Annotated in this window: 26 protein-coding genes; 16 read left to right on the top strand and 10 right to left on the bottom strand. The window is 67.3% G+C overall.

Annotated elements, in window-relative coordinates; genetic code table 11:
- Positions 1-55 precede the first annotated feature (55 nt).
- The 4 genes from B5V46_RS12025 (at position 56) to B5V46_RS12010 (ending at position 5,110) form a co-directional block, all read left to right on the top strand.
- The gene (locus B5V46_RS12025; RefSeq protein WP_080616824.1) at positions 56-1,705 is read left to right on the top strand and encodes an electron transfer flavoprotein-ubiquinone oxidoreductase; all 1,650 of its coding nucleotides are present in this window, start codon (positions 56-58) and stop codon (positions 1,703-1,705) included.
- Between the two features lie 197 nt (positions 1,706-1,902).
- The gene (locus tag B5V46_RS12020) at positions 1,903-3,612 is read left to right on the top strand and encodes a tetratricopeptide repeat protein (protein ID WP_080616823.1); all 1,710 of its coding nucleotides are present in this window, start codon (positions 1,903-1,905) and stop codon (positions 3,610-3,612) included.
- Positions 3,602-4,441, top strand: coding sequence for a 4-(cytidine 5'-diphospho)-2-C-methyl-D-erythritol kinase (locus tag B5V46_RS12015; RefSeq protein WP_080616822.1), 840 nt, complete (start codon positions 3,602-3,604; stop codon positions 4,439-4,441). Before B5V46_RS12020 ends, B5V46_RS12015 begins: the two co-directional genes overlap by 11 nt.
- Before the next feature lie 144 nt (positions 4,442-4,585).
- Positions 4,586-5,110: a GNAT family N-acetyltransferase gene (locus B5V46_RS12010; RefSeq protein WP_231119105.1), complete on the top strand. Its 525-nt coding sequence runs from the start codon at positions 4,586-4,588 to the stop codon at positions 5,108-5,110.
- A gap of 158 nt (positions 5,111-5,268) precedes the next feature.
- Here B5V46_RS12010 and B5V46_RS12005 read toward each other — a convergent pair whose 3' ends face one another.
- The gene (locus tag B5V46_RS12005) at positions 5,269-5,544 is read right to left on the bottom strand and encodes a helix-turn-helix domain-containing protein (RefSeq protein ID WP_196774239.1); all 276 of its coding nucleotides are present in this window, start codon (positions 5,542-5,544) and stop codon (positions 5,269-5,271) included.
- 137 nt (positions 5,545-5,681) lie between these two features.
- On the opposite strand from B5V46_RS12005, the gene B5V46_RS12000 reads away from it, so the two are divergent.
- Positions 5,682-6,209 (top strand): DUF2867 domain-containing protein, encoded by a 528-nt coding sequence (locus B5V46_RS12000; protein ID WP_080616820.1) that lies wholly within the window; start codon positions 5,682-5,684, stop codon positions 6,207-6,209.
- A 360-nt stretch (positions 6,210-6,569) separates the two neighbouring features.
- Here the strand turns inward: B5V46_RS12000 and B5V46_RS11995 are convergent, their stop codons facing one another.
- Complete coding sequence (locus B5V46_RS11995; RefSeq protein WP_080616819.1) at positions 6,570-7,571, bottom strand: polyprenyl synthetase family protein; 1,002 nt, start codon at positions 7,569-7,571, stop codon at positions 6,570-6,572.
- 54 nt (positions 7,572-7,625) lie between these two features.
- Between B5V46_RS11995 and B5V46_RS11990 the strand changes: the two genes are divergently transcribed.
- The 3 genes from B5V46_RS11990 to B5V46_RS11980 all read left to right on the top strand — a co-directional run bounded on the left by B5V46_RS11990 (position 7,626) and on the right by B5V46_RS11980 (position 8,876).
- Positions 7,626-7,847 (top strand): DUF2007 domain-containing protein, encoded by a 222-nt coding sequence (locus B5V46_RS11990; RefSeq protein WP_042460427.1) that lies wholly within the window; start codon positions 7,626-7,628, stop codon positions 7,845-7,847.
- 4 nt (positions 7,848-7,851) lie between these two features.
- Positions 7,852-8,604 (top strand): tRNA1(Val) (adenine(37)-N6)-methyltransferase, encoded by a 753-nt coding sequence (locus B5V46_RS11985; RefSeq protein ID WP_231119104.1) that lies wholly within the window; start codon positions 7,852-7,854, stop codon positions 8,602-8,604.
- Positions 8,605-8,708: 104 nt separating this feature from the next.
- Positions 8,709-8,876, top strand: coding sequence for a DUF465 domain-containing protein (locus B5V46_RS11980; protein ID WP_080616817.1), 168 nt, complete (start codon positions 8,709-8,711; stop codon positions 8,874-8,876).
- Here B5V46_RS11980 and B5V46_RS11975 read toward each other — a convergent pair.
- From B5V46_RS11975 to B5V46_RS11960, 4 genes are all read right to left on the bottom strand, one after another.
- Complete coding sequence (locus B5V46_RS11975; protein ID WP_080616816.1) at positions 8,867-9,745, bottom strand: DMT family transporter; 879 nt, start codon at positions 9,743-9,745, stop codon at positions 8,867-8,869. The genes B5V46_RS11980 and B5V46_RS11975 overlap by 10 nt on opposite strands.
- Before the next feature lie 213 nt (positions 9,746-9,958).
- The gene (phbB, locus tag B5V46_RS11970) at positions 9,959-10,681 is read right to left on the bottom strand and encodes an acetoacetyl-CoA reductase (protein ID WP_080616815.1); all 723 of its coding nucleotides are present in this window, start codon (positions 10,679-10,681) and stop codon (positions 9,959-9,961) included.
- Positions 10,682-10,777: 96 nt separating this feature from the next.
- Positions 10,778-11,953 carry an acetyl-CoA C-acetyltransferase gene (locus B5V46_RS11965; protein ID WP_080616814.1) on the bottom strand — a complete coding sequence of 392 codons (1,176 nt, stop codon included), beginning with the start codon at positions 11,951-11,953 and terminating at the stop codon, positions 10,778-10,780.
- 159 nt (positions 11,954-12,112) lie between these two features.
- Positions 12,113-12,952 (bottom strand): EAL domain-containing protein, encoded by an 840-nt coding sequence (locus B5V46_RS11960; protein ID WP_080616813.1) that lies wholly within the window; start codon positions 12,950-12,952, stop codon positions 12,113-12,115.
- A gap of 131 nt (positions 12,953-13,083) precedes the next feature.
- Between B5V46_RS11960 and B5V46_RS11955 the strand changes: the two genes are divergently transcribed.
- The gene (locus B5V46_RS11955) at positions 13,084-13,653 is read left to right on the top strand and encodes a DNA-3-methyladenine glycosylase I (RefSeq protein WP_080616812.1); all 570 of its coding nucleotides are present in this window, start codon (positions 13,084-13,086) and stop codon (positions 13,651-13,653) included.
- 4 nt (positions 13,654-13,657) lie between these two features.
- Here the strand turns inward: B5V46_RS11955 and B5V46_RS11950 are convergent, their stop codons facing one another.
- Positions 13,658-14,215 (bottom strand): TlpA disulfide reductase family protein, encoded by a 558-nt coding sequence (locus B5V46_RS11950; RefSeq protein WP_231119103.1) that lies wholly within the window; start codon positions 14,213-14,215, stop codon positions 13,658-13,660.
- A 25-nt stretch (positions 14,216-14,240) separates the two neighbouring features.
- Here B5V46_RS11950 and argH point away from each other — a divergent pair, with 25 nt between their 5' ends.
- The 7 genes from argH (at position 14,241) to B5V46_RS11920 (ending at position 21,384) form a co-directional block, all read left to right on the top strand.
- Positions 14,241-15,644, top strand: coding sequence for an argininosuccinate lyase (argH, locus tag B5V46_RS11945; RefSeq protein WP_231119102.1), 1,404 nt, complete (start codon positions 14,241-14,243; stop codon positions 15,642-15,644).
- Positions 15,641-15,934: a hypothetical protein gene (locus tag B5V46_RS11940; protein ID WP_080616810.1), complete on the top strand. Its 294-nt coding sequence runs from the start codon at positions 15,641-15,643 to the stop codon at positions 15,932-15,934. Before argH ends, B5V46_RS11940 begins: the two co-directional genes overlap by 4 nt.
- Complete coding sequence (locus tag B5V46_RS19825; protein WP_155774038.1) at positions 15,924-16,106, top strand: argininosuccinate lyase; 183 nt, start codon at positions 15,924-15,926, stop codon at positions 16,104-16,106. The genes B5V46_RS11940 and B5V46_RS19825 overlap by 11 nt, the downstream gene beginning before the upstream one ends.
- Positions 16,103-16,426: a DUF2834 domain-containing protein gene (locus tag B5V46_RS11935; RefSeq protein ID WP_080616809.1), complete on the top strand. Its 324-nt coding sequence runs from the start codon at positions 16,103-16,105 to the stop codon at positions 16,424-16,426. Before B5V46_RS19825 ends, B5V46_RS11935 begins: the two co-directional genes overlap by 4 nt.
- Before the next feature lie 18 nt (positions 16,427-16,444).
- Positions 16,445-17,710, top strand: a complete 1,266-nt coding sequence (lysA, locus tag B5V46_RS11930) for a diaminopimelate decarboxylase (RefSeq protein ID WP_080616808.1) — start codon at positions 16,445-16,447, stop codon at positions 17,708-17,710.
- A 37-nt stretch (positions 17,711-17,747) separates the two neighbouring features.
- A complete protein-coding gene (locus B5V46_RS11925; RefSeq protein ID WP_080616807.1) occupies positions 17,748-20,291 on the top strand; it encodes a TIGR02302 family protein in 2,544 nt (847 codons plus the stop codon).
- A gap of 70 nt (positions 20,292-20,361) precedes the next feature.
- Positions 20,362-21,384, top strand: a complete 1,023-nt coding sequence (locus B5V46_RS11920) for an endonuclease/exonuclease/phosphatase family protein (RefSeq protein ID WP_080616806.1) — start codon at positions 20,362-20,364, stop codon at positions 21,382-21,384.
- Between the two features lie 94 nt (positions 21,385-21,478).
- Here the strand turns inward: B5V46_RS11920 and B5V46_RS11915 are convergent, their stop codons facing one another.
- The 3 genes from B5V46_RS11915 to dgcN all read right to left on the bottom strand — a co-directional run bounded on the left by B5V46_RS11915 (position 21,479) and on the right by dgcN (position 24,379).
- On the bottom strand, positions 21,479-22,339 hold the full coding sequence (locus B5V46_RS11915; RefSeq protein WP_080616805.1) for a D-amino-acid transaminase: 861 nt from the start codon (positions 22,337-22,339) through the stop codon (positions 21,479-21,481).
- Positions 22,340-22,402: 63 nt separating this feature from the next.
- Entirely contained in the window at positions 22,403-23,368 is a 966-nt protein-coding gene (gene dgcA / locus B5V46_RS11910) for an N-acetyl-D-Glu racemase DgcA (RefSeq protein WP_080616804.1), read from the bottom strand.
- A gap of 9 nt (positions 23,369-23,377) precedes the next feature.
- Positions 23,378-24,379: an N-acetyltransferase DgcN gene (gene dgcN / locus B5V46_RS11905; RefSeq protein ID WP_080616803.1), complete on the bottom strand. Its 1,002-nt coding sequence runs from the start codon at positions 24,377-24,379 to the stop codon at positions 23,378-23,380.
- Between the last annotated feature and the right edge of the window lie 178 nt (positions 24,380-24,557).

Below are 24,557 nucleotides of genomic sequence, written 5' to 3'. Positions count from 1 at the left end.
TTTGCCGACAGACTCCAGCCAGGGCGGCCGGGCGCCGGCCGAGAAGGGTATTCGCATGGCCGAGATCGAACGGGAATCGATGGAATACGATGTGGTGATCGTGGGAGCCGGGCCCTCGGGGCTTTCGGCGGCGATCCGCCTGAAGGAACTCGATCCCGATCTGTCGGTCGTCGTGCTCGAGAAGGGCTCGGAGGTCGGCGCGCATATCCTTTCGGGGGCCGTGCTCGACCCGATCGGGCTGAAGGCGCTGTTTCCCGACTGGGAAGACCGCGGCGCGCCGGTTTCGGTGCCGGTCAAGGAGGACAATTTCGTCTTTCTCGGCAAGAGCGGCAACCTGCGTTTCCCCAACTGGCTGATGCCGCCTCTGATGTCGAACCACGGCAAGTACATCGTCTCGATGGGCAATGTCTGCCGCTGGCTGGCCGAGCAGGCCGAGGCGCTGGGGGTCGAGATCTTCCCCGGCATGGCCTGCTCGGAACTGGTCTGGGGCGAGGACGGTGCCGTCAAGGGTGTGGTCGCGGGCGAATTCGGGCGTCAGGCCGATGGCACGCCGGGTCCCAATTACGAGCCGGGGATGGAGCTGCACGGCAAGTATGTCTTCATTGCCGAGGGCGTGCGCGGCTCGCTCGCCAAGCAGATCATCGCGAAATACGACCTGTCCAGGGACCGCGACCCGCAGAAATACGGGCTCGGCATGAAGGAGGTCTGGGAGATCGATCCCAAGAAGCACCGGCTCGGGACGGTCACCCATACCATGGGCTGGCCGCTCAACGGCAATGGCGGCGGCGGGTCGTTCATCTATCATGCCGAGAACAACCAGATCTATATCGGCTTCGTGGTGCACCTGAACTACAGGAACCCGCACCTGTCTCCCTATATGGAGTTCCAGCGCTTCAAGCATCACCCGATGGTGGCCGGGCTTCTGGAAGGCGGCAAGCGGGTGGCCTATGGCGCGCGGGCGATCTCGGAGGGCGGCTATCAGTCGATCCCGCGGGCGGCCTTCCCGGGCGGCGTGCTGCTGGGCTGTTCGGCCGGGCTCGTGAACGTGCCGCGGATCAAGGGCAACCACAATGCGATGATGTCGGGGATCGAGGCTGCCAAGGCCGCGGTCGCGGCGATCAAGGCGGGGCGCGCGGGCGACGTGCTTGGCGATTATGACGAGGCGCTCCATGCGGGCGACATCGCCAGGGACCTGAAAAAGGTGCGCAACGTCAAGCCGCTCTGGTCGAGATATGGCGGCTTCCTTGCCACCATTCTGGGCGGTTTCGACATGTGGGTCGCGCATCTGACCGGCTGGAACCCGCTCGGGACCATCCATCACGAGAAGACCGATGCCGCCGCCACCGGCAAGGCGGCCGACTTCCCGAAGATCGACTATCCCAAGCCCGACGGCAAGATCAGCTTCGACCGGCTGACCAACGTGGCGTTCTCCTTCACCAATCACGAGGAAAGCCAGCCCTGCCATCTGCGGCTGACCGATCCCGAGATCCCGGTCCGGGTCAACCTGCCCGAATTCGCAGAGCCCGCGCAGCGCTATTGCCCGGCCGGGGTCTATGAGGTGGTCGACGAGGGCGGGGATCCGCGTTTCGTCATCAATTTCCAGAACTGCGTGCATTGCAAGACCTGCGATATCAAGGACCCGAGCCAGAACATCACCTGGGTCACGCCGCAGGGGGGCGACGGGCCGAACTATCCCAATATGTGAGCCCGTCATGTGAAGGCCGTCGCGGCCCCGGCAAGCGGGGAGGGGCCTGCGACGGGGCGGTTTCGGGCGGCATGGACAAGGCCGCATTGTCACATCCGCGCGACGGCAGGTCCTATTGCGTGCCGCGCGTCCGCCGGTCCATTGCCTTGGACCCTTCGCGGCTCTACCCTGCCCGGAAAACGAACAGGAGAGCATTCTTGGCCAATTCGCTGCCGCGCCTCGCCGCCCTGGCTGCATTGGGGCTTGCCGCTTTGATACCGGCTGCACCCGTCCGTGCCGAACAGGGCGTCTCGGGGGCCTATCTGGCTGCGCGCCAGGCAAGCTTTCTCAGCGACTACCGCGCTGCGGCAGTCTATTTCACCGAGGCTCTCGCCGCCGATCCCGCCAATCCGCGGCTTCTGGAAAACGCGATGACCGCCTTTGTCGGGGTCGGCGAGGTCGGGAAGGCGGTGCCGATCGCCCGCCGGATCGCGACGCAGGGCAATCCCGATCAGCTTGCCAGTCTGGTCCTGATGGCCGAGCAGATACGGCAGGGGCAATATGACCAGGTGCTGGCCGATTACGAGGCCGGGCGCCGCACCGCGCCGCTTGTCGACGGGCTGATCCGGGCCTGGGCGCTGTTCGGTGCGGGAAAGATGAGCGATGCGCTCGATGCCTTCGATGCCGCCTCGGCGCAGACCGGGCTCAGGCCCTTCGGGCTGTATCACAAGGCGCTGGCGCTGGCGGCTGTCGGCGATTTCGAGGGCGCCGACCGGATCTTCTCGGGAGATGCCGAGGGGCCGCTGCGCGCCACGCGGCGCGGTGTGCTGGCCCATGTCGAGGTGCTGAGCCAGCTCGAACGCAACGATGACGCCATCGAACTGATCGACGCGGTCTTCGGCAGCGAGGTCGATCCGGGCGTGGCCGGGATCCGCGCCCGGCTGGCCGCGGGCGAGGCGCTGCCCTTCGATGCCATCGACGGGGCGGCGGGCGGCGCGGCCGAGGTGTTCTTCACCGTCGCCAGAGCGCTGAACGGCGATGCGCTGGACGCCTATACCCTGCTTTACGCCCGTCTGGCCCAGTTCCTGGCGCCGCGAAATGCCGATGCGATCCTGCTGGCTGCGGGGCTGCTCGAGGCCCAGGACCGCTACGAGCTGGCGACCGAGGCCTACGCGGCCGTACCGGCCGACGATCCGGCCTTCTATGCCGCCGAGCTTGGCCGGGCCGAGGCGATGCGCCATGCCGGCGATCCCGAGGGCGCCATCGAGACCCTGCGAGGCCTGGCCGGGACCTATCCCGACATCGCCATCGTCCAGGTGACGCTGGGCGATGCACTGCGCGGTCAGGAGCGCTTTGCCGAGGCGCTCAAGGCCTATGACGCGGCCATCGCGCTGTTCGACGAGACGTCGCGCGGCCAGTGGATCGTCTATTACGCCCGCGGCATCTCCTATGAGCGGCTCGGCCGCTGGCCCGAGGCCGAGGCCGATTTGCGCAAGACGCTGGAGCTCGAGCCCGACCAGCCGCAGGTGCTGAATTATCTGGGCTATTCCTATCTCGAGATGAACACCAATCTCGACGAGGCGATGTCGATGATCGAGCGCGCCGTCGCGGCCCGGCCCCATGACGGCTATATCACCGACAGTCTGGGCTGGGGGCTCTACCGGCTCGGCCGCTATGACGAGGCGGTGCCGCATATGGAGCGCGCGGCCGCGCTGATGCCGGTCGATCCCGTCATCAACGACCATCTGGGCGATGTCTACTGGGCGGTGGGCCGCAAGGTCGAGGCGCGGTTCCAGTGGCACCGGGCGCTGTCCTTCGGACCCGAAGAGGCCGATGCCGAGCGTATCCGCAAGAAGCTGGAGGTCGGGCTCGACAAGGTGCTGCAGGAAGAAGGAGCGCCGCCGCTCCGGGCTGCCAATGACGGTTGAGGCCTTCGCGCCGGCCAAGATCAACCTGACCCTGCATGTCACCGGACAGCGGGAGGACGGCTATCATCTGCTCGACAGTCTGGTGGTCTTCGCGGATATCGGCGACCGGCTGGTGCTGGAGACGGCCGAGGATCTCAGCCTGTCGGTCACCGGCCCGCGCGCCGGGGGCGTGCCGGTCGACGGGCGCAATCTGGTGCTGAAGGCTGCGGCGCTGTTCGGGCCGGGGCAGGGGGCCAGGATCCGGCTCGACAAGCGGCTGCCGGCCGCGGCGGGCATCGGCGGCGGCTCCTCGGACGCGGCGGCGGCCCTTCGCGGGCTGGCCGCGCTTTGGGGCCGCGAGCTGCCAGGACCCGGGGCGGTGCTGTCGCTGGGCGCCGATGTGCCGGTCTGCCTCGCGCCGGGGCCTGTGCGGATGCGCGGTGTCGGCGAAGAGATCCTGCCCGCGCCCGCCTTGCCCGAATTGGGTATCCTGCTGGTCAATCCCGGCATCGAGGTGCCGACGCCCGTCGTCTTCAAGGGGCTCGTCCGCAAGGACAATGCGCCGATGCCCGCGCTTCCGGGCTGGGCCTCGGCCGCCGATCTGGCGGACTGGCTCGCGGGCCAGCGCAACGATCTCGAACCGCCCGCGCGGGCTGCGGCGCCGGTGATCGGCGAGGTTCTCTCTGCCATTGCCGTGAGCCCCGGCTGCCTTCTGGCGCGGATGTCGGGGTCAGGGGCGACCTGTTTCGGGATCTATGCCGACCGCGCCGCCGCCGGGTGCGCCGCCGCCCTGCTGCACGAGACCCGGCCCGACTGGTGGGCCGAGGCCGGGGCGTCCTATACGCTTTAGCGGCGGCTCTTCCACGCGCCTTTCGGCGCGGGCGGGCGCTGTGCTCCGCCACGGAACGGAGCGGGGCCGGATAGGAGCCGCGGTCGCTGCATGGCCAGTCGGCCGGCCATGCGGGCCCCGGCCGCCATGTGCTGCGGTCGGCCGATGGACGAGAGCGCAGGCGTGAACATTCGCGACTTCAGACCCGACGACTGTGCCCGGCTTGCGTCGGTCTTTCACGAGGCGGTTCATGCCGTGGGCAGCCGGGACTATGGCCCGGGCCAGGTGAAGGTCTGGAGCCCCGCGCCGGTCCCTGCGGAACAGTTCCTGGCCCGCATCTCTGACGGGCGGTCGGTTTTCGTTGCCGTGACAGCCAATGACGACCCGGTCGACTTCATGGAGCTGGAGGCAGATGGCCATATCGATTGCTTCTATTGCTGTCCCGACCATGTCGGCCGTGGTGTCGGGAAGGCGCTTTATCAGAGACTTGAAACAGCTGCGCGGGCGATGGGCCTGTCCCGTCTCCATGTCGAGGCCAGCGAAGCCGCCCGCCGCTTTTTCCTGGGACAGGGCTTCGCTCTCGTGACGCGGCGCGAGTTCGAGCGCCACAATGTCATGATCCACAATTACCTCATGGAAAAGAGCTTGCGCTCAGGGCGCGTGGCAGCCCCATTGGGCCGACAGGTCTGACAGGCACGGACAGGTTTTGCCGGGCGCATCCCGTTCCGCCAAAAGGCTGCATGAGGGGGGGGCGCATGCGCCCCGCCGGCCGAAGGCTATGCGGAGATCACAGCCGCGCGTCGCGCCGTCCATTTCCGGCCTCTTCAGGCTGTGCACTCCTTGCACCTCTACTCCTCGGGCGTCACGTCCGCCCAACGGTTCGCCCAGGTCTCCAGGTTGATGAACTGCTGGGCGAGCTCATGCCCCTTGGGCGTGAGACCATACCCGTCGGCCTCTCGCGTCACAAATCCGAGCGCGCGAAGCTCGCCGATCCGTTTATTGACCATCGTCGGAGAGATATCGTCGCATCGTCTCTGCAATTCGCGAAATGTGGCGGGCCCCTGCGTCAATTCCCAGAGTATCCGAAGCGTCCAGCGTTTTCCCAACACATCGAGCAGCACCATGATCGGGCGACCAGTGGTTGACCCGCGGCTCGGTTTTCCTGGTGTCTTCATGCCGATCTTACCCTTGATGCTACGGTTTCTGTAGTACACGCCATTCGCTACACAATTTATAGCTAAGGCGAGATGGACGTCCAAACTTGCAAGGCATCTGCGCTGCGGAAAGGCCCGATTTGGGACGCTTTAACATCGAGAAGGTCACGGCTGCACGGCCCTCCGTTTTCCTGGAAGACGCGAATTGGGCCGATGCATATGAATTTTGTTACCTTACGGAAAAACCGAACGCTTTGGAGGTAGTCAGGGCGATGTTCGGACAGAGCCCGCCGTTATGGGTCCGCTTGCTGAACGCAACCAGAAACAGGATCGTTGGCCTGTTCGGGCTCAAGCCGGGGCAAATCGCGATCGACGAGACACAGGAAGGCGGGTTCCAGGTCATCTTCCATTCGGAGGACGTTGTCGTCTGCGGGTTTGACGACTGGCATCTGAACTTCCGGATAGTGATCCGAGTCCATGAAAGGGATGCGGGTCGCGCTGTGCGGCTGACCACGCTTGTACGTCGCAACAACGGCTTCGGATATTGCTACATTTTTCTGATCTCTCCCGTACATAAGCTGATCTTGCGACGGCTGTTGCGGAACTTGTCGTCCAGACCGGCGCAACAGAGGTAGGCCTTGTTTCGTGGAGGAGACCTTTCTGTTGGCCTCCCTGATGCAGGACCTGGATCGACCATCCGCTCAGGGCTGGCACCGTCCGAATGTACTCGCAGCGAAGCTGTCGCCCGGCGAGGGGAAGTCAGGGCTTGAAGCGGAGTTCCATGCGCCGCTAGGTTTGCGATGCGCGGACAAGCTCTGCCGGTCGCAGCCGGTCAGCCGGGCTTTCAGCCAGGGAATGGAGCCGATGAGGATGCCCGCGCCCCGAACGCGGAAGGGCTCGATGCGCCAGGCGTGGCGGAAAGCTCCAAATGAAAATGGCGCAGACAGGGGGTATGGGGGCCGCGCGCCGGTCCGATCATGCGTGGCTGAGGCCGCTCAGTTGATCCGGGCGACCACGTAATCGGCCAGATCCGACAGCATGTCGCGGATCTCGTGCTCGGGCAGCAGGCTCAGCGCCTCCTTGGCGCGCGCGGCCCAGGCCAGCGCCTCCTGCCGGGTCGCCTCGATGGCGCCGTGCTTTGCCATCAGCCCCAGCGCATGCTCCAGATCGCCGTCGCGCTGATCGCCCTTCTCGATGGTGCGCACCCAGAAGGTGCGTTCTTCGGCATCGGCCGCGGCGATGGTCTTGATGATCGGCAGGGTCAGCTTCCGCTCGCGGAAATCGTCGCCGATATTCTTGCCGGTCGAGGCCGCGTCGCCCGCCACGTCCAGAAGATCGTCGACGATCTGGAAGCCCACCCCCAGTGCATCGCCATAGGTATGCAGCGCCTTGACCTGTTCCTCGGGCATGCCCGCGATCACGCCGCCGACCTCGGTCGCGGCGGCGAAAAGCGCGGCGGTCTTGCCGCGCACCACCTTCAGGTAGATCTCTTCGGTGGTGCCGAGATCCTGCGCCGCGGTAAGCTGCAGCACCTCGCCCTCGGCGATCACCGCGGCCGCGTTCGACAGGATGTCGAGCACCCGCATGTTGCCGGGCGCCACCATCAGCTGGAAGGAACGGGCAAAGAGGTAGTCGCCGACCAGAACCGAGGACTTGTTGTCCCAGAGCAGGTTCGCCGTCGGCCGGCCGCGGCGCTGGCCGCTTTCATCGACCACGTCGTCATGCAGAAGCGTCGCGGTATGGATGAACTCGACCGTGCCCGCCAGATAGATGTGATAGGGGCCGTCATAGCCGCACATCCGCGCCGAGGCGATGGTCAGCATCGGCCGCAGCCGCTTGCCGCCCGCGCCGACCAGATGCGCCGCGACCTCGTCGATCCGGGGCGCATATTCCGAGGTCATCCGCTCGCGGATCAGCCGGTCGACGGCCGCCATCTCTTCGGTCAGAAGCGCAGCCAGGCGTTCATGCGGTTTGGTTGCGGCGGTGTCCAGGCCCATGGCTGCCTCGTCTCTTGCTCGACAACGGGGCGCCACTGCCCTTAATTCGTTGCCATGAAAGAACTCGTTCGCACCAACGACCCGACAGTGATTGCCTATGCCTCGGCGCTTCTTCAGGGCGAGGAGATAGACTGCTTTCATATGGATGTCCACATGAGCGTGCTGGAGGGCTCGCTAGGCGTTTTGCCGCGTCGGATCATGGTCGCCGACCGCGATCTGTTTCGCGCCCGCGCCGTGTTGCGCGACAATGGCATCCCCTGCGGCGATGAGGGCTGAGCCGATGACGGCGTTGCGCCGGGACGGGTTCCTGGGCGGGCGGCTGGCGCTCTGGCAGCCGGTCGAGGGCTATCGCGCCGGGATCGACGCGGTCCTGCTGGCTGCGGCCACCCGTGCCCGGGCGGGGCAGAGCGTCCTTGAACTGGGCTGCGGCGCCGGCGTGGCGAGCCTGTGCCTGGCCGCGCGGGTGCCGGGGCTGGCGCTGACCGGGGTGGAACTGCAACCGGCCTATGCGGCGCTTGCCGGGCGCAACGCCGCCGAGACGGGGCTGCCGCTGGAGGTCGTCACCGCCGATCTGAGCGCCTTGCCGTCCGGGGTGAAGGCCAGAAGCTACGATCACCTGATCATGAACCCACCCTATTTCCGGCGTGATTGCGGCAGTGCGGCGCCCGATCCGGGCCGCGAGACCGCGATGGGCGAGGCGACGCCGCTGGCCGATTGGGTCGCGGTTGCGGCGCGGCGGCTCCGGCCCGGCGGCCGCCTGACCGCGATCCAGCGTACAGAGCGTCTTCCCGAGCTGCTTTGCGCGGCCGCGAGCGCCCTGGGCGCGATCGAGATCTTGCCGCTGGCGCCAAGGCCCGGCCGCGCGGCCAAGCTGGTTCTGCTTGCGGGCCGGAAAGGACGGCAGGGACCGTTCCGGCTGCATCCGCCGCTCGTCTTGCATGCGGGGGTTGCGCATCTCGAGGATGGCGACAGCTATACGGCGGAAGTGACGGACATTCTGCGCAACGGCAAGGCATTGTCCTGGCCTGGATGACGTCGCCGGTTATGCACGAACTGTTTTTTTTCAAGGAGGTGACACGACTCGGGATTCGTGCTGGACTGAAAATGTTTCATGACAGCTAGAGAGGAGCATCGGCCATGACTCTGAGTTCGCATCTGCAGGAACTCCGCAGGAAACACAAAGCTCTCTCGGATGAGGTCGAACGGGCCCAGCAGACCCCGGCCGCCGACACCATTCAGGTCGCCGAACTCAAGAAGCAGAAACTCAAGCTGAAGGAACAGATCGAACGCCTGTCTCAGGCCTGATCGGCCGCCCGACGGCTGGCGCGCGCGGCCAGGGCCGCGCCGCCGGTGATCAGCAGGGCCGCCGAGAAAAGCGTGGGTGTCGGGGACGCGACCCCGGCGCCGACAAGGACCAGCGTGGACAAGAGCGGAGCGGCATAGCTGGCCACGCCCAGAAGCTGGATATCTCCGCGCTTGACCCCGATATCCCAGACATAGAAGGCAAGCCCGACCGGTCCGAGACCAAGCGCCGCGATGCTGAGCCAGCCTTGCGCCCTGTCGGGCCAGACGGTTTCCTCGAATGCCAGGTGCAGCGGCCATGACAGTGCCGCCGTCGCCAGGCAGAAGATGGCGACGCTGGCGGTCGGGACGGTGCCAAGTCGGCGCGACAGCACCGAATAGCTCGACCAGGTCAGCGCGCACAGCAATGCAAGCCCATAGCCGGGCAGCGCTGCGGCCTCGAATCCGGTCACGGCACCCCGCGCCACGATCAGCGCGGCCCCCGCAAAGGCGGCAAGCGCGCCCAGAACATGGCTCGGACGCAGCCGCTCGCCGGGCAGAAGCCCCGACATCAGCACGATCAGCAAGGGCCAGAGATAGGCGATGAGCCCGGCCTCGGCCGCAGGTGCCAGCCGCAGCGCCGAGAAGTAAAGCGCGTGATAGCCGAAAAGCCCTGCCGTGCCGAAGGCATAGACCTTCCAGGAAATCCGCCGCAAGAGCGCTGCTTCGCCCCGGGCGAGCACCCAGATCAGTCCGAGTGTACCGCCGATGGCAAAGCAGAGCGCATTGAGCTGCAGCGGCGGCACCGGGGCAGACCCGACGGTGAAAAGCGCAAGCAGCGCCCAGAGCAGGACGGCGACGAATCCGGTGGCGGTGGCGCGGCGGCGGGTCATGCAACGAGGCTTATCCGGGCCGGGGTGCGCTGACCAGTCTGCAGAAACCCTTTCGGACGTTGCGTCATGGGTATTTCCGCCAAGAAGAAGGCAGGCCGGGTTTTCTTCTTGCGACAAATACCCGGCGCGCAGCGCGCCCGCGACAGCGGGCCCTGCAACGGCAAGGGGCGGCCCGTCAGGAGCCGCCCCGGATCGTGAAACCAAGTATCGGGCTCAGGCGAAGAATTGCGCGCCGTTGGCCGAGATGGTCGAGCCGTTGATGAAGGTCGCGTCATCGGAGGCGAGGAAGGCCACGCAGCGTGCGATTTCCTCGGGCTCGCCCAGCCGGCCCGTGGGGATCTGCGAGATGATCGCCTCGCGCACCTTTTCGGGCACCGCCATCACCATCTCGGTTGCGATATAGCCCGGGCAGATCGCGTTGGCGGTGATGCCGAACCGCGCGCCTTCCTGGGCCAGCGACTTGACGATGCCGAGATCGCCCGCCTTGGTTGCGGCATAGTTCACCTGACCGAACTGCCCCTTCTGGCCGTTGATCGAGCTGATCACGATGACGCGGCCGAACTTGCGCTCGCGCATGCCGGGCCAGATCGGGTGAACGGTGTTGAAGACGCCGGTCAGGTTGGTGTCGATCACCTCCTGCCATTGCGTGGGCGTCATCTTGTGGAAGGGGGCGTCGCGGGTGATGCCGGCATTGGCGACGACCACGTCGATCGGCCCCAGATCCGCTTCGACCTTCGCCAGGCCCGCTTTCGAGGCCTCGTAATCGGCGACCGACCATTTATAGGTCGAAATGCCGGTCTCGTCGGTGAATTTCTTCGCCGCCTCGTCATTGCCGCCATAGGTGGCTGCCACGGTATAACCCGCTGCTTTCAGGGCCTTGCTGATGGCTTCGCCGATGCCGCGCGTGCCGCCGGTGACCAGTGCAACTCGTGCCATGTTTCCTCCAGATAGAAATGCGTTTCTGACAATCTCGTTACGCAATTGGGATAAGGCGCGCAAGAATATTGCGCGCCCAATGTCGTTTCGCCGCGATCAGGCGCGTTCCAGGCACATGGCAACGCCCATGCCGCCGCCGATGCAAAGGGTGGCAAGGCCCTTCTTGGCGTCCCGGCGCTTCATCTCGAAGAGCAGGGTGTTGAGGATGCGCGCGCCCGAGGCGCCGATCGGGTGGCCGATGGCGATCGCGCCGCCGTTCACGTTGACGATGGCCGGATCCCAACCCATGTCCTTGTTGACGGCGCAGGCCTGGGCGGCGAAGGCCTCGTTGGCTTCGACCAGGTCGAGATCCCCGACCTTCCAGCCGGCCTTTTCCAGCGCCTTGCGCGAGGCCGGGATCGGGCCCGTACCCATGATCGACGGATCGAGCCCGGCGGTGGCGTAGGAGGCGATCCGCGCCAGCGGCTCGAGCCCGCGCCTCTCGGCCTCGTCAGCCGACATCAAGAGCACACCGGCGGCGCCGTCATTGATGCCGCTCGCATTGCCCGCGGTGACCGAGCCGTCCTTGGCGAAGGCCGGGCGCAGCTTCTGCATCGATTCGAGCGTGGCGCCGTGGCGGATATATTCGTCGGCTTCGACGATGGTGTCGCCCTTGCGGCCCTTGACCGTCACCGGCACGATCTCGTCGGCGAACTTGCCGTCTTTCTGCGCCGCTTCGGCCTTGTTCTGGCTCGCCAGGGCGAATTCGTCCTGCATCTCGCGGCTGATCTGCCATTGTTCCGCCACGTTCTCGGCGGTCTGGCCCATGTGATAGCCGTTGAAGGCATCCCAGAGCCCGTCCCGGATCATCGAGTCGATGAACTTGACGTCGCCCATCTTGTGACCCGCGCGCAGATGCGCGACATGGGGGCTGAGCGTCATGTTCTCCTGACCGCCGGCGGCGATGATGGCAGCGTCGCCCAGCTGGATATGCTGCGCGGCCAGCGCGACCGAGCGCAGGCCCGAACCACAGACCTGGTTGATCGACCAGGCGGCGGATTCGACCGGGAAGCCGGCATTGATATGGGCCTGACGGGCCGGGTTCTGACCCTGACCCGCTGTCAGCACCTGGCCGAGAATGGTCTCCGAGATGTCGGCTTTGTCGATGCCCGCGCGCGCGACGAGCGCTTCGAGCATCGTCCGGCCGAGTTCATGAGCCGGAACGGTCGCGAATGCGCCGTTGAAGCTGCCGACCGCGGTCCGGGCGGCGGAAACGATGACGACATTGGTCATGGATAGGTCCTTCTCCCCTGAATGCCTGACGGGGCGACTATAGGGGATGGAGATACGGACTTGCACCCCCGCCGACGCGCGGAATGCCGCGGACAGGCGGGTTTCGGCGTGGCGCCGCGCCGCAGCATCAGCGGCGGGCCGACAGCGTAGATCCACGCCTCAGGCGGTACGCCGTTCGGCCTGCGCGCGCCATGGCGGGATCAGGGTCGGCGCGCCGAAGGCATAGCCCTGCATGCAGTCGATGCCGGCGGCGGCGAGCCAGGCGGCATCGCGCGCGGTTTCGACATTCTCGGCCACGGTGAACATGTCGAAATGCCGGGCGATGGCGATGAGCGCCGAGGTCAGCACCTGGTTGTCGGGATCGTCGGCGATACCGCAGATGAACTGGCCGTCGATCTTGAGGATGTCGAAATAGAAGTCGCGCAGGTAGCGGATCGCGGTATAGCCGGTCCCGAAATCGTCCAGCGCGAAGGCGATGCCCTTGGCCTGCAGCTCGCGCATGAAAAGGATGACGAGATCGGGTGTCGCCATGGCCGAGCTTTCGGTGATTTCCAGGATCAGCCGTTCGGCCAGGGTGGGGTCGGCCTCGATGCCGCGGCTGAGGGTCCGGGTCCAGGGCGGATAACCGATCGAACGGGCCGACATGTTGATCGCCAGTCTGAGATCGGGGCAGTCGCGCAGCGCGGCCAGCCCCATCTCGAGCGCGAGACAGTCGATTCGCCGGCCGAGTTCGGTGGCTTCGACCGTCTCGATGAATTCGGCCGCCGGGATGGTCCGGCCGCTGCGGTCGAGGATGCGGATCAGCCCCTCATAGAACGCAATCTTGCCATTTTCCATGTTCTGGACGACCGGCTGGAAGGCCAGCACCACATCGCGCCTCTCAAGCGCATCCCGGACCATCTCAAGGACGTTCCGGTCGCGGTCGGACTGTGCTGCGGCAGGCGGATCGCCTGCTTCGTCGGTGGTGGCGACGTCCTTGTCGTGACTGTCGTCGGGCATTCCAGTCCTCCGCTTCGCTCCTGGATGTGATGGCGCAAGAGCGGTTAAGGACAGGTGAAGGTTCGCTTTTGGTTCCAATTTGAGCTAAGCTGGAACTCAAGAGCCAAGGTGCGACGAAAAAGGGAAACTTTATGGCCGAGCGGTGTAGTTGGTGCGGCAGCGAGCCGATTTACGTCACGTATCATGACACGGAATGGGGCGTTCCCGAATACGACTCGCGCGCGCTGTTCGAGAAGCTGATTCTCGACGGCTTCCAGGCCGGGCTGTCCTGGCTGACCATCCTGCGCAAGCGCGAGGGGTTCCGCGCCGCTTTCGCGGCCTTCGATCCGGAGGCGATCGCGGGCTGGGGCGAGGCCGATGTGGCGCGGCTGCTGGCCGATCCGGGGATCGTGCGGCATCGCGGCAAGATCGAGGCGACCATCGGCAATGCCCGGGCCTGGTGCGAGATCGAGGCGCGCGAGGGGTTTACGGACTATCTGTGGCGCTTCGTCGATGGCGCGCCCTTGCAGAACAGCTTTGCCAGCATGGCCGAGGTGCCGGTGCAGACGCCGCGCTCGCAGGCGATGTCGAAGGCGCTGAAGGCGGACGGGTTCAAGTTCTGCGGCCCGACCATCGCCTATGCCTTCATGCAGGCGGTGGGCATGGTCAACGACCATATGGTGAGCTGCCCGCGCCATGCCGAGGTGGCCGCACTGGGATGAGCGTTCACGACCCCTCGATCAGGCGTCCCAGCAGCGCCTTCGTCCCGGGGCTGTTCCAGTCGGCCTCGCCCATCAGGCGGCCGATCTCGCGGCCCTCGGGGTCGAGGATCACCGTCACCGGCAGGCCGATGATTCCCATCTGCCGCGCAAGCCCGGACGAGCGGTCGCGCCATTTCGGCAGATGGGCGATCTGCTTGTCCTCGAAAAACCGGTCGATGGCCTGCGGCGGGTTGCGCCCGGTGGCCACGGTGACGACGGCGAACCGTTCGCTGCCCATGCTCGCGGCGAGGCTGTCGAGCGTCGGCATCTCGGCCAGGCAGGGCGGGCACCAGGTGCCCCAGAAATTCAGCACCACCCAGCGGCCGCGATATTCGCCGAGGCTGCGCTCGGCATCGGTCTCGTCCAGCAGCACGGCCTCGGGCAGGGCCTGCGGTTCGCTGTGGAGCACCAGTTTCTTCATGCTGCCCTCGCGCATCGCCTCGAGCGTGGCGAGGTCGGCGGCAGGAGCCGCGTTTGCACAGAGCCCGAGGGCGATGTAGAGGACGAGCGACCTTAAGATCATGTTTCCCTCCGAAGGGGGCCAGCCGATGACAAAAGACCAGACCCAGAACCGTTCTAACGCCATGTGGGGCGGGCGTTTCGCTGCCGGGCCGGACGCGATCATGGAGGCGATAAATGCCTCGATCTCGTTCGACAAGCGCCTTGCGCCTCAGGATATCGCGGGCTCGCGCGCTCATGCCGCCATGCTGGCGGAAACCGGTATCCTCACCGTTACGGATGCCGAGACGATCCGGGAAGGCCTGCTCACGGTCTTGTCAGAGATCGAGGGCGGCAGCTTCGCCTTTTCGACGGCGCTTGAAGACATCCACATGAATGTCGAGGCGCGGCTGAAGGAGATCGTCGGCGAACCTGCCGGGCGGCTGCATACCGCGCGCTCGCGCAACGACCAGGTCGCGACCGATTTCCGGCTTTGGGTGCGCGACCAGGCCGACGCGGCGATCGACGGGATCGGGCGGCTGATCCGGGCGCTTCTGGCCCAGGCCGAGGCGGGGGCGGACTGGGTGATGCCGGGCTTCACCCATCTGCAGACCGCCCAGCCGGTGACCTGGGGCCATCACATGATGGCCTATGTCGAGATGTTCTCCCGCGATATGTCGCGCTTCACCGATGCGCGCGAGCGGATGAATGAAAGCCCGCTGGGGGCCGCGGCGCTGGCCGGCACCTCCTTCCCCATCGACCGGCACATGACCGCAAAGGCGCTGGGCTTTGCCCGGCCGATGGCCAATTCGCTCGATGCGGTCTCGGACCGTGACTTCGCGCTGGAATTCCTCGGCCACGCCTCGATCTGCGCGATGCATCTGTCGCGCTTCGCCGAAGAGCTGGTGATCTGGTCCTCGGCGCAGTTCCGTTTCGTTGCATTGTCGGACCGGTTCTCGACCGGTTCCTCGATCATGCCGCAGAAGAAAAACCCCGATGCGGCCGAGCTGATCCGGGCCAAGATCGGCCGGATCTTCGGCGCCAATGTCGCGCTGATGACGGTGATGAAGGGGCTGCCCTTGGCCTATTCCAAGGACATGCAGGAGGACAAGGAACAGGTCTTCGATGCGGCCGACAACCTGATGCTGGCGCTCGCTGCGATGGAGGGCATGGTGCGCGACATGACCGCGAACCGGCCCGCGCTGGAGGCGGCTGCCGCCAGCGGCTTCTCGACCGCGACCGATCTTGCGGACTGGCTGGTGCGCGAGCTGGGCCTGCCCTTCCGCGAGGCCCATCACGTCACCGGCACGCTGGTCGCCATGGCCGAGAAGAAGGGCTGCGATCTGCCCGATCTCTCGCTCGCCGACATGCAGTCGGTGCATGAGGGCATCCGCGAGGACGTGTTCGGTGTGCTGGGCGTGCATAATTCGGTGGCGAGCCGGATGAGCTATGGCGGCACCGCGCCTGATCAGGTCCGGGCCCAGATCGCCCGCTGGAAGGAGCGGCTGGGATGAGACGCGGCGCGACATTCGCCGCGGGCCTTGCGCTTCTGGCGCTGTCGGCCTGCGCCCGGCCGCATGGCGGGGTCGCGGTGTCGAACCGGGGCGATGTCAGCGGCGCGGTCTCGGCCGGCCCTGTCGCGGTCGGGGCCGGGCCGAATGGGGCCCGGGCCTCGGCCCGGGTCGTGGACACCGGCACCACGGCTGTTAGGGTGGGCACCGATGGCGCCTCGGTCGGGCTTCGCCCGCGCGGCGCCCCGGTGCGGGTGATCCTTGGTAGGGGAGGACTGGGACTTGGCTTCTGATCGGATCTTGCGGCGGGGCGGCCTTGCGGCCTTTGCCCTGACGCTTTTGGTTGCGCTGGGCGGTTGCGGTATCGAGGGCAAGCCCGAACGGCCCCAGCCAGCGCCTTCGGAACCGGGCCTGTCGGTCAGCGGCACCGCCGAAATGGGCGTCGTCAGGGGCAACCGGCCATGAAATACCTGCGCTATCTCTTCCTTGCCCTGGCGATCTGGGGGGCGATCCACCCGATGTTCTATTTCATGCGCTGGATCATCGCCAATGACTGGGACTGGGGCGGGATGATCGACGCCTGGTATGTCAATGACAGCGCGACGGGCCTGACCTGGGATCTGACCATCAGCGCCATCGCGCTGACGCTCTGGATCCTGATCGACAGCGCCCGGCGCCGCGACGCGCTGGGGCTGGTCTGCATCCCCCTGACCTTCGGCATCGGCCTGTCCTGCGCCCTGCCGCTTTACATCTTCCTGCGCTCGCGGCCCTCGCAGGCCGTCTGAGCCCCTCCGGAGACCCGAATGGACCATTTCCTGTACCGGGACGGCGCGCTTCATGCCGAGGACGTGCCGCTGAGCGAGATCGCGGCCGCTGTCGGCACGCCCTTCTACTGCTATTCCGTGGCCACGCTGACCCGGCATTTCCGTCTCTTCGACGAGGCTCTGGCAGGCACCGACCATCTGGTCTGCTATGCGATGAAGGCCAATTCGAACCTCGCGGTGCTCAAGCTGATGGGCGATCTCGGTGCGGGCATCGACGTCGTGTCGGGGGGCGAGTACCGCAAGGCGCGCGCGGCGGGCGTGCCGGGCGAGAGAATCGTCTTTTCCGGCGTCGGCAAGACCCGCGAGGAGATGCGCCTGGCGCTCGAGGGCGGCATCCGCCAATTCAACGTCGAATCCGAGCCCGAGATGGCGGCGCTCGACGAGGTCGCGCGCGCGATGGGGCTGGTCGCGCCCATCGCCGTCCGGGTGAACCCCGATGTCGACGCGAAGACCCATGAGAAGATCGCGACCGGCAAGTCCGAGAACAAGTTCGGCATTCCCATCGCCCGCGCCCGCGAGGTCTATGCCCGTGCCGCCGCGATGCCGGGGCTCGATGTGCTGGGCATCGACGTCCATATCGGCAGCCAGCTGACCGAGCTTGACCCCTTCGAGCTGGCCTATGGCAAGGTCGCAGAGCTGACGAAGCTGCTGCGCGCCGACGGCCACGACATCCGCCGGCTCGATCTGGGCGGGGGGCTCGGCATTCCCTATGAGCGCTCGAATGCCGCGCCGCCGCTGCCGGTCGAATACGGCGCCATGGTCAGGCGCGTGCTGGGCGATCTCGATGTCGAGATCGAGATCGAGCCCGGGCGGCTCATCGCCGGGAATGCGGGCGTTCTGGTCAGCCGGGTGATCTATGTGAAAGAGGGCGAGGGGCGGACCTTCCTGATCCTCGATGCGGCGATGAACGATCTGGTCCGGCCCTCGATGTATGGCGCCTGGCACGACATCGTGCCGCTGAACGAACCCGCCGCCGGGATCGGTTATGCCCCCCATGATGTCGTCGGCCCGGTCTGCGAGACCGGCGACACCTTCGCCAAGGCGCGCGATCTGCCGCCGATGGCCGAGGGCGATCTGGTCGCCTTCCGCTCGGCCGGGGCCTACGGCGCGGTGATGGCGTCGGAATACAACACCCGGCCCCTGGTGCCCGAGGTGCTGGTCAGCGGAGATCACTTCGCCGTCATTCGCCAGCGGCCCTCCTTTGACGAGATCATAAACCGCGATACCATCCCGGAATGGTTGTGACCCGGCACCCCGCCCGGGTCCGCCGCCGGATGGGAGCATGACCGACAGCACGCCGCGCCCCGACGACACGCTCGCCGAGCTTCGCTGGCCGCTGCGCCTGACCTGGGCGGGCCTTCTGGCCGAGCGTCTGTGCAGGGCCTTCTGGCCGCTGGCGAGCCTCGTGCTGCTGGTGGTCGCGGCGCTGGCCTTCGGCGCCCATGACCTGCTGTCCCAGGCCGCAGCTGTCGCGATTGGCGGGGCGCTGATGGCGGCTCTACTGGGCGCTCTGGCCTACGGGCTGCGCGGCTTCCGCCGCCCCGGACGGGCCGAGGCGCTCGACCGGCTCGACCGAAGCCTGCCCGGCCGGCCGATCTCGGCACTTTCCGACATCCAGGCCATCGGCGCGGGCGATCCGGCCTCCGAGGCGGTCTGGCGCGCCCATGTCACCCGCATGGCGGCGCGAGCGCGGGCCGCGCGCGCGGTGGCCCCCGATCTGCGCCTGTCCTCGCGCGATCCCTATGGGCTGCGACATGTCGCGCTGATCGCCTTCACCGTCGCGCTGATCTTCGGGTCCTTCCTGCGGGTGGCGAGCGTGGCCGATCTGGGCAGGGGTGGCCCGGCGCTGGCCTCGGGCCCGAGCTGGGAGGGCTGGATCGAGCCTCCGGCCTATACCGCAAGGCCCGCGATCTATCTCAACGACATTGCCGAGACCCGGCTGGCGGTGCCGCAGGGCAGCCGCGTCACGCTGCGGCTCTACGGGAAGGTCGGGGCGCTGGGTGTGACAGAGACGGTCTCGGGCAGGGAACCCGGCGCCGAGGGCGAGGCCGCGGTGCCCGCCGGGACCGATGCCATGGCCCAGAGCTTCGAGGTGATCCGCGATGGGCGGGTCGGGATCGACGGCGATGGCGGGCGGTCCTGGCAGATCGTTCTTAGCCCCGATATCCGGCCCGAGGTGCGGCTGACCGGCGAGATGGAGGTGACGGCCGATGGTGAGATGCGGCAGCCCTTCTCGGCCAGCGACGATTACGGCGTGACGGCGGGCGAGGCCAGGATCACGCTCGATCCGGACCGGGTCTCCCGTCGCTATGGCCTTGCCGCCGAGCCCGATCCGCGCGAGCCGCTGGTGCTTGACCTGCCGATGCCGATTTCGGGCGACCGGCGGCAATTCACGGAAACCCTTGTCGAGAACCTGTCGCAACATCCCTGGGCCGGGCTGCCGGTGCGGGTGGAGTTGGCCGTCGAGGATGCGCTGGGCCAGCGTGGGGTCTCGGCGCCTGCCGAGATGGTTCTGCCGGGCCGGCGCTTTTTCGACCCGCTCGCCCGTGCCATCGTCGAACAGCGCCAGGCGCTGCTCTGGGCGCGCTCGAACGCGCCCGAGGTGGCGCAGATCCTGCGCGCCATCAGTTACCGGCCCGAGGAAATCTTCCGCAGCGAACGCGCCTATCTGCAATTGCGGGTCGCGATCCGCAGGCTCGAGAGAGCGGCCGCCGCGCTGCCGCCCGAAGCCCAGACCGAGCTGGCCGGGGCGCTGTGGGATATCGCGGTCCTGATCGAGGATGGCGATCTTTCGGATGCTGCCGAGCGGCTGCGCCGGGCGCAGGAGCGGCTGGCCGAGGCGATGCGGAACGGGGCCAGCGATGCCGAGATCGCCCTGCTCATGGAGGAGCTGCGCGAGGCGACGCGGGATTACATGCGCCAGCTTGCCGAACAGCAGCAGGATAACGGTCAGCAGCAGGCGCAGAATGGCGAGACGCAGGAGATCACCGGCGATCAGCTTCAGCAGATGCTCGACCGGTTGCAGCAGCTGATGGAAGAGGGCCGGATGGCGGAGGCCCAGCAGCTTCTGCAGATGCTCCAGCAGATGATGGAGAACATGCAGGTCACCCAGGGCCCGGGCGGGGACAATCCGGGCCAGCAGGCGATGGAGGGGCTGGCCGAGACCCTGCGCGATCAGCAGGGCCTGTCCGACGATGCCTTCCGCGACCTGCAGGAACAGTTCAACCCCGGCCAGCAGGGGCAGGGCGAGGGCGGACAGGGCCAGCGCGGAGAGGGCCAGCGCGAACAGGACGGGGCCGGTCCGGGCCAGGGCGATCGGGGCGGGCAGCAGGGCCTGGCCGAGCGTCAGGAGGCGCTGCGCCGCGAGCTGGAGCGTCAGCGGCAGAACCTGCCCGGGCTTGGCGCCTCGCCCCAGAGCGAGGGAACGCGCGAGGCGCTGGATCGGGCAGGCCGCGCGATGGACAAGGCCGAGCGGTCGCTGCGCGACGATGACCTGGCCGGGGCGCTCAACGATCAGGCCGAGGCGATGGAGGCGCTGCGCGAGGGCATGCGCAATCTGGGCGAGGCGCTGGCGCAGAACCGCCAGCGCGACGGAACGGACGGACAGGGCATGGGCCGGGCCGATGCGGGCGGCGAGCGCCGCGATCCGCTGGGACGGGCGCCGGGCTCGACCGGGCAGCTCGGAACAGAGGACAGCCTGCTGCAGGGCGAGGATGTCTACCGTCGTGCCCGCGATCTGCTGGACGAGATCCGCCGCCGCTCGGGCGAGCAGAACCGCCCCGATCTCGAGCTCGACTATCTAAGGCGCCTGCTCGAGCGGTTCTGATCGCATCACCCGCGCGTCGCGCAGCTGTGCTAGACTTCCCCCGGGTCATCGGCCGCAGGGGGAGGCGGGCATGAAGATCGTCGACTGGAATCTCGAATGGATGAACAGGTGGTTTTCCGGCAATGCCCGGCCGCGCTGGGGCTCGGGCGAGCTTTCGCCCGACGAGGCGCGGACTTGTGCCCGGAAGGCTGCCGCCGTGATCGACGCGCTGGCGCCCGACCTGCTCTGTCTGCAGGAAGGCCCCAGCGCCGAGGCCGAGATGGCGCTGTTTCTCGAAGAGTTTCTGTCCGACGCTGACGGGCCGCGCTATGAGGCGCTGATCGGGTCGGACGGGGGCGCGCAGAAGCTTTACGTGCTGCGCCGCCGCGACGGGCTGGTGCGCGCCATCGAGCGCGCGACCGATGCCGCGACGCGGGCGCTGAGCGAGCCCTGGGCGGCCGATGTCAATGGCGACATGCTGCTGGAGGGCTACGAGTTCACCCGGCTGCCGCTGGTGGTCGATATCGACCCGGTGGGCGGCGCGCCGGTCCGGGTCGTGGTGCTGCATACCAAGTCGAAATATGTCCATGGCGGCGCGGCGCTCTGGCGCGATCCGGCGCGGCGGCAGGAATTCGTGGTGGCGGCATTGCTGGCCCGGCGGCGCATTTCGGCCGAGGGCTTCCGACTGCGCGCCTATCTCGACGCCCTGGTCGCCGAGGATCCGGAGGTGCGGATCCTCGTCACCGGCGACTGGAATGACGGGCCCGGGACGGATTTCTTCGAGCGCAGCTATCTCACGCATAACGTGGCCGATATCGTGCTGGGCTCGACCTTCATGCCGGGGCTGATCTTTCACCACCCGCTGCTGGCCCATGTGCCGCCCGCGGCACTCTTCACCGCGCGGTTCGACGACTTCGTCGACGAGGTGCCCGACCGGCCCTTGCTGCTGGACCATTTCGCGATCTCGCCCGGGCTTGTGCCCCGGGTGCGCGCGGCCGGGATCGCGCATGACGCCTATGAGGCAGAACTGGACGGGACGGGCACGGCCCGGACCCAGCGGCCGAGCGATCACCGGCCGATCTGGGTCGAGCTGGGCAAGCCGCTCTCGGGCTAGGGTCCCCCTGTCAGGGATCCCGGCAAGGCCCCCGGCAAGGAAAAGGCCCGGGCGGAGGGCCCGGGCCGGCATGATGGATCGTCCGGGCGTCGCCTCAGATCGCGGTCTTCATCGCCTCTTCGAGATAGATCTCGCGCAGCCGGCGCGAGACCGGGCCCGGCAGGCCGTCGCCGAGGCTGACCCCGTCGACCGACACCACAGGCATCACGAAGGCCGAGGCCGAGGTGAAGAAGGCTTCGTCGGCCTGCTTGGCTTCCTCGATGGTGAAGGCGCGTTCCTCGATTACCATCTGTGCCTCGGCTGCGAATTTCAGCACCGCGGCGCGGGTGATGCCGGGAAGGATCTCGGTGCCGAGCTGGCGGGTGATGATCTTGCCGTTCTTCACGATATAGGCGTTGTTCGAGCTGCCCTCGGTGACGAAGCCGTCCTCGACCATCCAGGCATCGTCGGCCCCGGCCTTCTCGGCGGCCATCTTCGCCATCGACGCGTACAGAAGCTGCACCGTCTTGATGTCGCGCCGCGCCCAGCGCAGGTCGTCGATCGAAATCACCTTGATGCCGGTCTCGGCGGTCTTGCTTTCGACGATCTGTTTCGACTGGGTGAACATCACGAGGCTCGGCGCGACCTTTTCCGGATCGGGGAAGTGGAAGTCGCGGTCGTCGGGCGCGCCCCGGGTGATCTGCATGTAGACCATGCCCTGATCGACGCCATTCCGCGCGATCAGCTCGCGGTGGATCTTCAGCAACTCGTCCATGTCGACGGGCGACCGCAGCTCGAGCTCGGCCAGCGAGCGCTGCAGCCGCGCGGCATGGGCATGGAAGTCGAGAAGCTTGCCGTCGACCACGCTCGCGACCTCATAGACGCCATCGGCGAACAGAAAGCCGCGGTCGAAGATCGAGACGCGGGCTTCGGTCTCGGGCAGGTAGTCGCCGTTCACATAGACGGTTCGGGTCATCGCGGGGTCCTTTTTCCAGGGGGGCGGGTGCGGCGCAGGGCGCCGCGACCCGGCAATCGGGGCCTATCCCCAGAGCGCGGCGGCGGGGGCATGCACGCCCGCCTCGTCGAAGCAGAGGGGCTCGGGGCGGTCTTCGGCCAGAAGCAGCGGCCCGTCAAGATCCGTCACCGCCGCGCCCTGCGCCAGCAGCACCGCGGGCGCCATGGCGAGGCTCGAGCCGACCATGCAGCCGACCATGAGGCCATAGCCCTCGGCCAGGGCCTGCTGCTTCAGCGCCAGTGCCTCGGTCAGCCCGCCGGTCTTGTCGAGCTTGATGTTCACCAGATCGTATTTGCCTTTCAGTCCGGGCAGGCTGGCGCGGTCATGGCAGCTTTCATCGGCGCAGACCGGCAGCGGCCGCGCGATCTCGGCCAGCATGTCGTCCTGACCGGCGGGCAGGGGCTGTTCGACCAGCGCCACGCCCAGCCGCACCAAATGCGGTGCGAGATCGGCATAGACCTCGGCGGTCCAGCCCTCGTTCGCATCGACGATGATCCTGGCCTTCGGCGCGCCCGCGCGCACCGCTTCCAGCCGGGGCATGTCGGCATCGGTGCCGAGCTTGATCTTCAGAAGCGGCCGGTGGGCATTCCGGGCCGCCGCCGCGCGCATGTTCCCGGGGGTATCGAGCGACAGCGTGAAGGCGGTGATCTCGGGGCCCGGCGCGGGCAGGCCCGCCAGATCCCAGACCCGGGCGCGGGCCTGCTTGGCCTCGAGATCCCAGAGTGCGCAATCGACGGCATTGCGCGCGGCCCCGGGCGGCAGCAGCTCCTGCAGCGTGCCGCGGGTCAGCGAGGGCGGCAGGGCCTCGATCTGGGCGGTGACGCTGTCGAGCGTCTCGCAATAGCGGGCATAGGGCACGCATTCGCCCCAGCCGGTGGCGCCGCCCGAGGTGACGCGCACGGTCAGCACGCGCGCCTCGGTGCGCGAGCCGCGCGAGATGGTGAAGGCCTCCTTCAGGCGGAAGCTCTCGGGGGTGACGGAAATCTGCATGCCTCCGCCTCAGATCGCGTCGAGCGCGTCGACGAGACGGCCCGCACCCTGCCGGAACGGGTCGACCGTCGGCAGCCCCATGCGTTTCTCGATGCCTTCGAGGCAGCTCAGCGCCTCGTCCTCGCCCATGGCGGCAGTGTTCACAGAGACGCCGACCACCTCGGCCCCGGGATTGGCGACGCGGGCAAGACCCAGCGCGGTGTCGCGCAGTGCTTCGAGGCTCGGCAGCTGGTAATCCGGCAGGCCGCGCATATGGGTCCGGGTCGGTTCGTGGCTGAGGATCAGCGCATCGGGCTGGCCGCCATGGATCAGCGCCATGGTCACGCCGGAATAGGAGACGTGGAACAGGCTGCCCTGACCCTCGATCATGTCCCAGTGATCGTCATCATTGTCGGGCGTCAGCCATTCGATGGCCCCGGCCATGAAATCGGCGATCACGGCGTCGAGCGGCACGCCCTCGCCGGTGATCAGGATGCCGGTCTGGCCGGTGGCGCGGAAGGAGGATTTCAGCCCGCGCGCCTTCATCTCGCGGTCCATCGCCAGCGCGGTGTACATCTTGCCGACCGAGCAGTCGGTGCCGACCGCGAGGCAGCGCTTGCCCGAGCGTTTCTTGCCGTTGGCGATCGGGTAGGCGACGGTCGGGATGCGCACATCATGCAGGATGCGGCCGGTGGCCTCGGCGACGCCGGCAAGGTCGGGCTCGTTGCGGAGCAGGTTATGCAGCCCCGACGCGAGATCGAAGCCCTCTTCGAGAGCCGCGACCAGGACCTTCTTCCAGGCGGGCGAGATCACGCCGCCACGGTTGGCGACGCCGACGACCAGCGTCTTGGCCCCCCTGGCCTTCGCTTCGGCGAGGTCGAGATCGGGGAGTTTCAGGTCGGCCTTGCAGCCTTCCATCCGGTACTGGCCGACGGCATTTTCCGGGCGCCAGTCACGGATGCCCTGGGCCACCTTGGCCGCCAGAGAGTCGGGGGCGTCGCCGAGAAAGAGAAGATAGGGGGTTTCGATCATCGTGGCGTTTCCTTGATTTCTTGCGCGAAAATATCACCGGGGCGCAGCAAAAATTGCCGATATATCGCGCGTTATGGGCAATCTTGCGAAGATTATCCGGTGAATTGCCGAAGGTGTCGACGAATGTTGTGCTGCGGTGCCATCGGGGACGCCGGGCGTGCTGCGGCGCAGCGAAATG

This window comes from Rhodovulum sp. MB263 (assembly GCF_002073975.1).
Lineage (GTDB): Bacteria > Pseudomonadota > Alphaproteobacteria > Rhodobacterales > Rhodobacteraceae > Rhodovulum.
The sequence above is the reverse complement of the archived record's forward strand: the minus strand, read 5'-3'. Positions and strand labels throughout refer to the sequence as shown.